Raw genomic sequence first — 11,922 nt, forward strand, 5'->3', positions numbered from 1 at the left:
CTAAAAATGCTTGCCCAAACCGGTGGAGAAATATCCAATCTGGAGCCTTACATGATGCAGCTAATGTAGCGAAACTAATGCCAGCAGCAATGCTGTTTGTACCATCCATAGAGGGTATCAGTCACGATTTTTCAGAGGACACAAATGAGCAAGATCTCATAGATGGGTTAACCGTTCTGGCAAAAGCTATTTTAAATTGATTTGGGTTCTGAAAATAAGAAATCCATCAATTAGCATTAAACATTCAATTCATCGTGAGAAACGACTTGATCAGTCGCAAATATATATCAAAGTTTAGGAAATACTTTCTATCGTAGGGCTATAGTCTTTGTGAGGTAAACCAATGTCTCGTGTTACTGTTGAAACTGGAGGCACAGTTGTCCAATTATGCTTAGGTAACGAAATAATGCGATTTCATGCAATTTGGCTTCGCGATAATGCACAAGACGATGAAACTCGCGATCAAATAAATGGCCAAAGACTTATAGCTTTAAAAGAAATTCCATCTGACACCTGGGTTTCTGATGCTCGAGTAGAAGCTGAGAGTTTGTTAATAACATTTAAACCAGAGAATAAAGTAATACGTTACGATTTTGACTGGCTCATGGAAAATAATTATGACGAGATAAAAAACTTAAAGTTCGACTGTATGATGATGCTGGTAAAATTCCAGACATGGTTACCCCATCATTTTGGCATTTTGCTCCTCTGGTCCAAAAGATGGTTGATAGTCATTGTTTAAAAGAAAAATAATAAATATTTAATCGTCTTTTTTGTTCTGGACCATACCTGCAGAACCTGGCATCGGGACGCTTGAGGTTGTCTCAACCTGATTAATCCTTTCTCTATAGATTACATAAATTCCACTGGAAATTATTAGCGACATACCTATCCATGCTGTAGAAGAAGGATAATCGCCCCAAATTAAGATCCCCCATACAACGCTGACAGGGATCGCAACATACTCAAAAGGAGCAATCAATGAGGCTTCAACATTTCTGTAAGCAAAAGATGATGCTAAGGATAAGAACAAGACAGCGCCAGCACAGATTGCAATGTATATAACGTCAATAAATGTAGGCGAGACCGTGGCACGCAATAAGAAATCAAAAGACATATTCCCAGTAGAGCTTAAGCCACCACTCCAATTAAATGCGAGAAGAGGTAATGCAGAAAAGAAATAACACAGATGTTGTATTGTTATTAAAGCCGGCAAATTTCCATCTGATTTAAGACTACGTGTAAAAATTTGAAAAATTGCATAGCTTATTGCAGATCCTAAAGCGAGCAACATTTCCGGATGAAATTCATTCGTTCCTGGCTTCATTACAAACATAACACCAATCAACGCAACAATAACGGACGTGATCCTATGAATACCAATCTTCTCTTTAAGTACTATTGAGGATAAAAAAGTAATCAAAAGCGGTGATAGAAAAAATATAGAAACTACAGTGGATAAGGGTAAACTTGCTAATGCAACAAAGAAAAAGTACATGGCGATTACCAAACACATACCTCTAATAGCAAACAAGATTACAGTACGCCGTGGAAGTAGTAAAACTTTTTTAGCACCCTTTCCTACTATTGAAATTACCAAGATACAGAATAAAGCACGGATAACTACTATTTGAGCAAGTGGATATCGCGAACTCAAAAGCTTGATTAGTGAGTCATTTAAAGGAATCAGCGCCATTCCTAACATTAAAAGTAGGATAGACAGTTTGGTGAGCCGATCGTTCATTTTAAATCCAATTAAAAAAATATCTCAAACTAAATTAGCCTAAGTATTCAGAGTACCAAGGATAGATGTATTGGCGCGTTCAATAACGCCATTCAAATTGTCGTAAATGGATCTGAAGCTTGCTTAAAATCAATTAGTTAAGTATTTTAAACTTAATGAACTTATGTTTTTACCTTTTCCAATTTAGGATCATAAAGCGGTTTTAAACAAACATTTGCTCTTACTCTTTTCATCGCCACCTCAAGTTCATAATCACCAGATAATACGAAATCGTTATCGATATAGCGGTCACTACGGACATATCCCATTCCAATAAATTTTCCTATTGTGTGACCGAAACCGGCAGAACTTAGCCAACCACAACGCTCGCCATTACGATAAATTGTTTCTCGACCTGATAGAATAACATTACTATCAGTCGTGAATGTAGCCATTATCTTTTTAATGCCCTCAGCTCTCTGTTTTGCTATTGCATCACGTCCTTTAAACGAAATATTAGATTTCATTTTAACTGCCCAACCTAAACCTGCTTCATCTGGAGTATGATCGGGACCAACATCTGACGACCAGGCACGATAACCTTTTTCAAGTCTAAGAGTTTCAATTGCTCGATATCCAGCATTTCGTAAGCCCAATGGCGATCCAGCTTCAATTAATTTATTGTAAACGGTTTGTGCATATTCAACGGGAAAATGCAGTTCCCAACCAAGTTCTCCAACATATGTAATACGCATAGCTAGAACTAGGCATCCCGCTATACTAATTTGCCTTGCCGATCCAAACGGATGACCGTTATCTGAGACATCGTTTACAGTTAATACCTGTAAAATATCCCGTGCGTTAGGCCCAAAAAGCGATAAAACCGCATTAGATGATGTTACATCAATTAATTGAGCATTTAGCTGAGATGGGATATTTCCGTTAATCCAATTAAAATCGTGAGTAGCATACCCAGTACCCGTAGTTATATAGTACTCGTTAAACTTTGTACGAACACAGGTTAAATCGCATTCAATTCCACCATTATCATTGAGCATTTGAGTGTAAATTATAGACCCAACTGGCTTATCAACACGATTGGAAGCAATCCATTGAAGTGCCTGTTCTGCATCTGGGCCAGTTAATATATATTTTGCAAATGAGGTCTGATCAAACAAAACAGCTGCTTCTCTTGCTGCTTTGTGTTCACGTGCTACCGCACTATGCCAGTTAGGCAGTCCGAACGTATATATATCACGCGGTTCTTCACCAGTATCGGCAAACCAATTCGCTCTTTCCCACCCAAGTTTTTCACCAAACACTGCACCAGATGATTTCAAAGTATCATATAATGGCGATCGACGACATGGCCGCCCACTTGTGTGTTCCTCAGATGGCCAAGCCATCGTATAATGTTTTCCATAAGCCTCTAGAGTACGCGACCTTACCCAATTTGTATCATGATGTGGGCGCCCAAACCGGCGGATATCAACTGGCCAGAGATCAAATGGTGGTGCTCCATTTGCAACCCACTCAGCCAAAGCCATTCCTGCGCCACCACCAGCTGCAATCCCATAAGCATTAAAGCCTGCGCCTATGTAAATATTTTTTAATTCCGGGGCTTCTCCTAATATAAAATTGCCATCAGGCGTAAAGCTCTCTGGTCCGTTCAATAATTGCTTCACACCAACTTCTGAAAGTTTAGGAACACGAGGCAAAGCAAGCTCCATCAATTGCTCAAAATGATCATATCGCGACTCTAGTAATTGGAAATCAAAAGGTTCTGGAATACCTTCAATGGCCCAAGGTATCCCATTTGGTTCATAACCTCCCCAAACTAACCCCCCAACCTCCTCTTTATAATATGTAAGTCTGTCAGGGTCCCTAAGGGTTGGTAAGTCCGATGGAACACCAAATTCTTCAGTTATCATATATTGATGTTCAACTGAAACGAGTGGAACGTTTACCCCTACAGTTGCCGCAAAATCACGGGTCCACTGACCGCAGCAGAGGACAAGTTTCTCGCAGGAAATGCTACCAAGTTTTGTTTTAACTCCAACCAAATTTCCATTTTCTGTTATGATCTCGGTTACTACACAGTTTTCTATTATTTTGGCTCCAGATGTCCGCGCTCCTCGGGCTAAAGCTTGAGTTATATCAGACGGTGAGGCCTGTCCGTCAGTTGGCAAAAAAGCGGCGCCCACAACATCACTAATGTCCATAAGTGGCCACAAGTCTTGTGCTTCCTTAGGTGTTAACAATTGCATTTCTAGTCCAAATGAACGCGCTGTAGTGGCTTGACGTTTGACCTCAGTCCAACGCTCGTTATTACATGCTAATCTCAAGCCACCATTCATTTTCCAGCCAGTTGCAAGACCTGTTTCAGCCTCCAATTGATCATAAAGATTTATTGAGTGCCCTAACAGCTGTGTGATATTAGCATTTGAACGTAGTTGCCCAACCAAACCCGCCGCATGCCATGTAGAACCTGAATTAAGTGATGCTTTTTCCAACAATAAAACTTCATGCCCTATTTTAGCGAGATGATAAGCAGTGGAGCAACCGACAATACCACCTCCTACAATTATGACTTTTGATGAAGTCGGTAGACTCATTTAACACCCCTAAGTATTTTTAAAATCTGACATTGCCACATTAAATCGATTTAAGTTCTCTACGGTGTACGCCGCATAATCAAAGTCGATTTCAGAATATATTTCAGAAACCATAGACCATAAGGTTTCTCGCATTAGAGAGGCGCATTTCATAGCATTATAAGGGCGCCAATAGTTCTGCCAATCTTGCTTAAAATATTGCTCTAACATTTGCTGTTCCTGAAGAACAGATAAACCATTATTCCCTGCAAGACCTGCTAAATCAAAAAGTGGGGTATTAAAGCCACCATATTCCCAGTCAATCAACCAAAGTTGATCTCCGTCATCCAATATATTTGCAGCCAAAAGATCATTATGCCCAACGACTAATTCTACTGGCCCCGTAGCTATTTCTAGTACCTCAAGTTGACGTTTCATATCCACAAGTTTTGAAACATGGGGTGAACCATCTTTTTCTAATCGGGACATATAAGTTTGATTAATTTGAAATGGCCAAAAAGTAAGAATTGGAGAATGCAAACATTTTCCAATTCCTCGGTGTGTCTTCGCCACAAGGTTTATAATTCGTATTAAATTTTTTGGCTCACGAACGGCTGCTTCGTCAAGAGTGTATGCATCAATAAACTCAAGAACTAAAACACCTGTCTTATGATAAATGACTTTAGGGGAAATACCCAACTTATACGCTGCTTGACTGAGTGCTAGTTCATTCCAACGCATTACACCATGCTCTGCAATATCACTCCCAATGCGAACAACATATTTACAATCTTCGTCTTCAACAGTCACATTAGTATTGGTAATTCCACCGCCCAACGGGGTAATATTTGATGGGGCTTTGAAACATGGTAGGCCCGTAATAAGTTCTGTTAGATCACTCATAATTAACGACAAACCCTACGTGCCAGACAATAATATAAAATTAATTTTTTATTAAAGAAGTGGAACTTCCAGTATTTTAATTTTTAGGACGCCAGAGGCCACCTTAATGGTCTATTATGAAATAAGATGGCCTCAAATTTAAGCTTAGCTGGCCACTTCCGTCACGTACAAAATTTCCTGCATGTTGAATAAAAGGAAACCATAAAGAACTGTGAATACCAAAGGAGCAATCCAAAATTCATTGGTCATTTTTACTCCCTCGACCTGTGCCCATTCACTGCTGAGGATTCTGAAACCAAATATAATTCCTAAAACTGATTGAACGAAACTATATGTTAAAAACGCCCATGCGTATTGAGGGCCAGAAATTAAAATTACAATCCCCATTATGAAACCAGCACCGGTGAAGGTTCCAATTAACACTAATGGGAAAGCCGCTCCGTCGCCGGCACCATACTGATCTATCATTCCTCTGGTTCCAAAGAGGCATCGATATGAATAATACCCGGCGCCGAGCGTCGCAATAATCCATATAATTAAATTTAAAGAACCACCAAAATTTTCTACCATTTTTTTCTCCCTTGTTGGCTGGAAGTAAACTATCACACCAATTCGTGCAGGTGGAGAAAAATATAAATTAAGTTTTGAGTTGTAGTATTTTTATATCTGCTTAGTCGCGATTAAAAATTGGAGATAATGTTTCTTTATCAAAATTTGCCCCACATAAAACTACTGCGCTTATCTTGTTTTTATTGTTTGAAGCATCTTCTTGCCAAGCAGCATAAGCCAAACCAGCAGACCCCTCGACTAGCATTTTTTCATTCCAAGCAATCTGCTGTAGGCCCACCTCTATTTGGCCTTCAGAACAATCAATCAAATCATCGATAACTTCTGAGCCCAAACCAAGTGTTATGGTATCATTATCAACACCGCCAGCACATCCATCCGCTAATGTCTCATAATGGTCTACTTTTACCATCTTACCAGCCCTGATACTGGCAGCCAACTCAGCTGAATTCTTAGCACTAACACCAACGACCCTTGTTTTTGGTGAAAAAGCTTTTAGCACACACCCAATACCCGAAATCAAACCACCTCCTCCAATAGATACATAAACCACATCTAGCCGAGGAAGTTGATCTAGTAACTCAATTGCTAATGTTCCTTGACCAGCAATAATCTGTGGATCATTGTAAGGTGAGACGTATATTTTTCCCTGTTCTTTGGCTAGTTTTTGCGCATGCTGTTCAGCAACGCCGGAGTCATTTGAATGCAAAATGATTTTAACACCAAGGGCCTTAATTTTCTCCAACTTCTCCCGCGCTACTGTTTCAGGTAAAACGACAGTCAAATTATGACCTGTTAATTTTGCAGCAGTTGAAAGACCCAAACCATGGTTTCCAGATGAGGCAGTAATTGCTGGGACGTCGGTTGAAAGTGAAGTCAATTTTGATAGGGCTCCCCTAAATTTGAAGGAACCAGTTTTTTGGAAATTGTCCGCCTTGTAATAAAGTTCAGTTTTTTCTTCAAACACCTGTCGTGATGGAATGCATGGTGTTGGGCTCAGCCAAGGCTTAATTCGACTATATGCTGATACTGATAGAGCAGCTTGTTGAAGCACTGCCGAAGATGCACTCATAAATAATATCCCTTAATTCTTTTTTCCTAAAGCCGCAGCATCAATAATTCCTGTTGTGATTGCAATATCTTGAGCAGCTATGCCAGTGAGATCTGCAATAGTAATATCATTATCAGAGGTGCGACCTGCACAACTATTAGACAGAATGTTTCCCAATTCTAGTACATTTTTAGAGAGATTAGTATCATTAATAGTCTGAAACTCACCATGGTTGAGCGACTGTGAGACCATATCACAAACTAACAGCGAGGCGCTTTCGAGTAGGCTTGTTGGTAGCTCTTGTTTACCTTGAGTATCAGCTCCAATAGCTGTAACATGCGTCCCAGGCCGGACTAAATTGTCCCCAAACAAAGCAGATGTCGCGGGAGTTGTGGTAATTATAATATCTGATAAGGAAACTTGCTGCTTTAAATCTAAAGCAAGATCTACATTTAAATTTTGGCCTCGAAGCTCCTCCACAAGGGTGGCAGCAGCATTTTCATTTCTGCCCCAAATAAAAAAATTAAATGACTTTTCAAGCATCAAAGACGCCAGGCAAGTAGCTTGAAATCGCGCCTGTATACCAGACCCAATTATTAAAACTCTTTCTGCATTTCTAGACGCCAAAGCCTTGGTGGCTATCGCACCGCCTATACCAGTTCGCATATCTGTGAGCCAACCTTCATCCCTTAAAATTGCAGATGGTTCTCCTGTCATGGCAGAGAAAGCTAACATCATGCCGTTTGAAGATGGAAGTCCATTTGACGGATTATCGTAAAAGCCAGATGCAATTTTTACAACATATGTATCCGTATGACGAATATGACCGGACTTTATATGGCAGTCACCATTAAATTCTGGAAAACTTAAGTGGACGACATCACCGGTTTGAACATGTCCGCTAGACGATGCGACATATGCTTCGCTTATAACTCTTGCCGCAGTGTCGAAGTGAAAAAGCTCCATAATCTCAGACTTATTTAAATCATACATAAAATTTTAAGTCCTTCTCTTGGTGTATATCCTAACAAAAACCTGATTTAACTAGTTAAGCATTTTAGATATTTTTTAGATACTCTGACACTCGGCTCAAACCAGTTTTTAATACCTCTGGATTATTTGCATAACCAACTCGGATGAAACCTTCCATTCCCATAGCTGCTCCTGGTGTAAACATTACCCCAGTATTCTGAAGTAACTTTACACAAAAATCATGAGATTTAATTGGTAACTCAATTTTTATTAAAGCAGTTGTGCCAGAATTTGGCTTGACCCACGAAAGTTTTTTTTCACCATCTACCCAAGAAGACAGATAGCTCAAGTTCCCACGGGTAATTTCATGGGAACGTTTTAATAATCGATCAACACTCTCTAATGCAATCGTAGCAAGATAATCATCAATCATGCCAACACTGATTGTATCATAATCACGATGGATCATCACATCCTCAATAACGCTATTGGGAGCCGTTACCCAACCGAGCCGTAGTCCGGCCAAACTGTAAGCCTTAGACATTCCTGCCGTGCTTATTCCTTTTTCATATATATCAGCGATTGAGGCAGTCATGCCGCTTCCATGCTGATCAGTGCCACGATAAACTTCATCACACAGGATCCAAGAATCTGCAGTATTTGCTATGTCGGCAATTTCATTTAGCATTTCTTTGTCAATTAATGAACCTGTTGGGTTGTTAGGATTTGTTAAAGCAATTAGTTTTGTTTCGGGAATAACTAGCCGTTTGAGCTCATCCAGATCAGGCAACCAATTATTCTCTTCCCGCAACTGCAAAAAGTGCACATCGGCACCGATACTTTTTGGAATTGAAAAATGTTGTTGGTATGTTGGTACTATTGAAACCACATGATCACCATTATCGACCAGTGTTTTATGAACCAACATATTAGCACCTATCGTACCATGGGTAACAAGCACATTTTCAAGAGTTTGCTTCTCATACAAAGCAGCTATTGCTTTTCTGAGCCGATCAGAACCTTTAATCTCACCATAAGTCATTTTAAGGCTCAGTATTTCAGATAAATCTTTTTTATTCTTGCCCGTAATTTGGAACAACTGATCAATTGTCAAACTTTCTACGCACGTTTCAGCTAGATTGAATTCACATTTGGTTTCCCATTCATTCATCCACATTTCCACACCAAATGTATCAATTTTCATTGTGGTAACCTCACGTGCCTTAGCGGTTGAATTATATGAAAAAATTTCGGATCATATAATTATCTTGGAGCAGAATAGTCTCGAACTTCTAACTGGTAAACCCATGGCACGTCACTCTCGTTATGATATTCTTTTTGAACCTGTAAAAATTGGTCCTGTTACAGCAAAAAACCGTTTTTTTCAGGTTCCACACTGCAACGGAATGGGCCGAAGCTTTCCATCTTCAATGGCGGAAATGCGACGCACTAAAGCAGAGGGAGGATGGGCCGTAGTTTGCACGGAAGAAATTGAAATACACCCATCTGGTGATCATTCACCGTGGGCTGGAGGGCGATTATGGGACGATACTGATATACCAGTTCTTGCCAAAATGTGTGATGGAATTCACGAATTTGGAAGCCTCGCTGGTGCCGAACTTAACCATGCAGGTCAAATGTCACCAAACAGGTATAGTAGATCTGTTCCTCTTTCACCATCACACATACCAGTTGCAGGTCACGAGCCGCTACAAGCAAGAGAGATGGATCTACAAGATATAAAAAATTTAAGAAAATGGCATAGAGATGCCGCTATTCGCGCTGTAAACGCAGGTTTCGATATAGTGTACGTTTATGCAGGACATCAACTTTCTACTATATCTCACTTTTTATCACGTTATCGAAATCGAAGATCAGATCATTATGGTGGTTCACTAGAGAACAGAGCTCGTCTTTTAAAAGAAATATTAGCTGATACTAAAGATGCAGTTGGTCATACCTGCGGTATTGCAATTCGGTTTGCGGTTGATGAACTGAAAGGTTCAATGGGTTTTACTAGTACTGGCGAAGGGTATGACTTGATCGAAATGCTGGCCGAAGAACCTGACCTATGGGATGTAAATATTAGTTCGTGGGAACATGACAGCGCTACCTCCCGTTTTAAGCAATCTGGATATCAAGATGACTATGTGTCTTTTGTAAAAAAAATTACTTCCAAGCCAGTAGTAGGGGTTGGCCGTTATACTTCTCCAGATGCAATGGTTTCGTTGGTTAAGTCAGGTCAACTTGATATGATCGGGGCAGCACGCCCTTCAATTGCTGATCCTTTTTTACCGAAAAAAATTGAAGAAGGTCGTGTGGAAGATATTCGAGAATGCATTGGCTGCAATATATGCGTTTCAGGTGATGAAAGTTATGTGCCCATTAGGTGTACTCAAAATCCAACTATGGGAGAAGAGTGGCGAAGAGGATGGCACCCAGAACGAATTAACCCAAAGACTAGTAATGAGCGCGTTTTAATAATTGGCGCTGGGCCAACTGGTCTTGAAGCGGCAAGAGCGCTTGGCCAGCGGGGTTATAATGTTGTTGTTGCCGAAAGATCAACAGAGCTCGGAGGTCGGGTGGTAAAAGAAAGTCGTTTGCCGGGTTTTGGCGAATGGGGTCGAGTAATAGCTTATCGCGAATATCAAATTCGGCAAATGGCAAATGTAGACGTATATCTGGAGAGCGAAATGAGCTCAGATACACTTACTGAATTTGAGGATCATCATATTGTTGTCGCAACTGGTTCCAAATGGGTCAATGATGGAATTGGACGCGAAAATCCTTTGGGAATAAAAATAAATAAGGATACCAAAACCTATACACCAGATGACATTTTTAAGGGATATCGTCCCGACGGTCCGGTTGTAGTTTTTGATGATGACCACTTTTATATGGGAGGAGCCATCGCCGAGCTTCTTAGGAAATCTGGCTGTGAAGTGACCTTAGTCACGCCAGCATCAGAGATTTCATCTTATACGACTAAAACTTTGGAGCAGCACGCTATACAAAAGAAGCTACTAGAAATTGGAGTATCTTTGGAGATGTCACATAACCTTAAATCTGTGAGATCTTCTAGTGCAGAGCTAGAATGTATATACACAGGAAGAAAAAAAGAGATTGAATGCTCTGCAACTATTTTAGTTACAATGCGAATACCGGTCGATGATCTTTGGAAATCAAATCCTAAACTTGATCGTATTGGTGATGCTATGGGTCCGTCAACTATAGCGGCTGCAATCTACAGTGGGCACCTTTATGCCCGCGAGTTTGGTAACCCAACAATTAACGAAGTACCTTTTCGACGAGAATTGATTAATCTGTCAATGGGTTAATTTGGTATAAAGAATATCTCAGGGGTGATATTAGATGACTGACAAGGCAAGTTTTTTTAAGTTTGAAGCAGAGGGCTCCTCAAATAACGGATTAAAAGAATGGGAAACAATAGATCCCAATAACCTAATATCTGGCAATCCTATACAACGGGGTCACATATATCATGAAAATCCAAACATTGGTTACATGACAGGCGTGTGGGACTGCACGGAATTCGTGGATCAAATGGGACCGTATCCTGTCGATGAATTCATGCTCTTTTTAGAAGGCGAATTGTTTTTAGATGTTCCCAATGAGAAAACAGTTCACATAAAAGCTGGAGATGCATTCATCATTCCTAAAGGGTTTGTATGCCAATGGAGGCAACCTGGGTACGTAAAAAAAATATTTATGATTGTGGACGAAAATATTCTAAAAGCGCAAAATCCATCACTTGAAAGGATAACAGTAATAAATTTTGATAAACAAAATATCAATTCTGATATTTCAAATAAGGATATTCAGTTTTTGAATGCAGCTGGAACAATGTGGGTTGAAGTAGAGCAGCTTTGTTCATTGATACAGCCAAGTATAAAAGCAACCGAAAACAAATTAGTGACTATTCTAGAGGGCGCCATAGAAATTGGTTCTTCAGACGGTGCGGCAACATTTGAAACCGGTGAGACATTTTACATAAAAAAAGATTCTGAAATCAGTATGAAAGCAGATGTTAAGACAAAAATGATAAATGTTTGCTATCAAGCCCCTTAACCTTTCTAGTAAGCCTACTTAAA

The 11,922-nt window shown here is 39.9% G+C and carries 11 protein-coding genes; 4 read left to right on the top strand and 7 right to left on the bottom strand.

Annotated elements, in window-relative coordinates; all coding sequences use genetic code 11:
• Both ACTF5Q_RS06300 and ACTF5Q_RS06305 read left to right on the top strand, forming a co-directional pair.
• Window positions 1–200: M20/M25/M40 family metallo-hydrolase (locus tag ACTF5Q_RS06300; protein ID WP_438953792.1), on the top strand; the 200-nt coding region annotated here is incomplete at its 5' end.
• Between the two features lie 143 nt (window positions 201–343).
• Window positions 344–742, top strand: coding sequence for a gamma-butyrobetaine hydroxylase-like domain-containing protein (locus tag ACTF5Q_RS06305; protein WP_438953793.1), 399 nt, complete (start codon window positions 344–346; stop codon window positions 740–742).
• A gap of 18 nt (window positions 743–760) precedes the next feature.
• Here ACTF5Q_RS06305 and ACTF5Q_RS06310 read toward each other — a convergent pair whose 3' ends face one another.
• The 7 genes from ACTF5Q_RS06310 to ACTF5Q_RS06340 form a co-directional block, all read right to left on the bottom strand.
• Window positions 761–1,744, bottom strand: coding sequence for a DMT family transporter (locus tag ACTF5Q_RS06310; RefSeq protein WP_438953794.1), 984 nt, complete (start codon window positions 1,742–1,744; stop codon window positions 761–763).
• Window positions 1,745–1,905: 161 nt separating this feature from the next.
• Window positions 1,906–4,338 carry a GcvT family protein gene (locus ACTF5Q_RS06315; protein ID WP_438953795.1) on the bottom strand — a complete coding sequence of 811 codons (2,433 nt, stop codon included), beginning with the start codon at window positions 4,336–4,338 and terminating at the stop codon, window positions 1,906–1,908.
• A 9-nt stretch (window positions 4,339–4,347) separates the two neighbouring features.
• Entirely contained in the window at window positions 4,348–5,220 is an 873-nt protein-coding gene (locus tag ACTF5Q_RS06320; protein ID WP_438953796.1) for a phosphotransferase, read from the bottom strand.
• A gap of 144 nt (window positions 5,221–5,364) precedes the next feature.
• A complete protein-coding gene (locus ACTF5Q_RS06325; RefSeq protein ID WP_153691818.1) occupies window positions 5,365–5,790 on the bottom strand; it encodes a hypothetical protein in 426 nt (141 codons plus the stop codon).
• A gap of 100 nt (window positions 5,791–5,890) precedes the next feature.
• Window positions 5,891–6,859 carry a pyridoxal-phosphate dependent enzyme gene (locus tag ACTF5Q_RS06330; RefSeq protein ID WP_438953797.1) on the bottom strand — a complete coding sequence of 323 codons (969 nt, stop codon included), beginning with the start codon at window positions 6,857–6,859 and terminating at the stop codon, window positions 5,891–5,893.
• A gap of 12 nt (window positions 6,860–6,871) precedes the next feature.
• Complete coding sequence (locus ACTF5Q_RS06335) at window positions 6,872–7,831, bottom strand: ornithine cyclodeaminase family protein (protein ID WP_438953798.1); 960 nt, start codon at window positions 7,829–7,831, stop codon at window positions 6,872–6,874.
• 64 nt (window positions 7,832–7,895) lie between these two features.
• On the bottom strand, window positions 7,896–9,014 hold the full coding sequence (locus ACTF5Q_RS06340) for an aminotransferase (protein ID WP_438953799.1): 1,119 nt from the start codon (window positions 9,012–9,014) through the stop codon (window positions 7,896–7,898).
• A 103-nt stretch (window positions 9,015–9,117) separates the two neighbouring features.
• Between ACTF5Q_RS06340 and ACTF5Q_RS06345 the strand changes: the two genes are divergently transcribed.
• Both ACTF5Q_RS06345 and ACTF5Q_RS06350 read left to right on the top strand, forming a co-directional pair.
• Window positions 9,118–11,148, top strand: a complete 2,031-nt coding sequence (locus ACTF5Q_RS06345; RefSeq protein WP_438953800.1) for an FAD-dependent oxidoreductase — start codon at window positions 9,118–9,120, stop codon at window positions 11,146–11,148.
• A gap of 34 nt (window positions 11,149–11,182) precedes the next feature.
• The gene (locus ACTF5Q_RS06350) at window positions 11,183–11,899 is read left to right on the top strand and encodes a cupin domain-containing protein (protein ID WP_438953801.1); all 717 of its coding nucleotides are present in this window, start codon (window positions 11,183–11,185) and stop codon (window positions 11,897–11,899) included.
• Window positions 11,900–11,922 lie beyond the last annotated feature (23 nt).

The sequence above is a fragment of the Candidatus Salinivivens marinus genome (genome assembly GCF_965655845.1).
GTDB lineage: Bacteria > Pseudomonadota > Alphaproteobacteria > Rhodobacterales > Rhodobacteraceae > Salinivivens > Salinivivens marinus.

Bases quoted from the DNA above. Each gene is read 5' to 3' on its own strand.
- ACTF5Q_RS06315 (WP_438953795.1), bottom strand. From the start codon at position 4,338: ATGAGTCTACCGACTTCATCAAAAGTCATAATTGTAGGAGGTGGTATT.
- ACTF5Q_RS06340 (WP_438953799.1), bottom strand. From the start codon at position 9,014: ATGAAAATTGATACATTTGGTGTGGAAATGTGGATGAATGAATGGGAA.
- ACTF5Q_RS06330 (WP_438953797.1), bottom strand. From the start codon at position 6,859: ATGAGTGCATCTTCGGCAGTGCTTCAACAAGCTGCTCTATCAGTATCA.
- ACTF5Q_RS06310 (WP_438953794.1), bottom strand. From the start codon at position 1,744: ATGAACGATCGGCTCACCAAACTGTCTATCCTACTTTTAATGTTAGGA.
- ACTF5Q_RS06325 (WP_153691818.1), bottom strand. From the start codon at position 5,790: ATGGTAGAAAATTTTGGTGGTTCTTTAAATTTAATTATATGGATTATT.
- ACTF5Q_RS06335 (WP_438953798.1), bottom strand. From the start codon at position 7,831: ATGTATGATTTAAATAAGTCTGAGATTATGGAGCTTTTTCACTTCGAC.
- ACTF5Q_RS06320 (WP_438953796.1), bottom strand. From the start codon at position 5,220: ATGAGTGATCTAACAGAACTTATTACGGGCCTACCATGTTTCAAAGCC.
- ACTF5Q_RS06305 (WP_438953793.1), top strand. From the start codon at position 344: ATGTCTCGTGTTACTGTTGAAACTGGAGGCACAGTTGTCCAATTATGC.
- ACTF5Q_RS06350 (WP_438953801.1), top strand. From the start codon at position 11,183: ATGACTGACAAGGCAAGTTTTTTTAAGTTTGAAGCAGAGGGCTCCTCA.
- ACTF5Q_RS06345 (WP_438953800.1), top strand. From the start codon at position 9,118: ATGGCACGTCACTCTCGTTATGATATTCTTTTTGAACCTGTAAAAATT.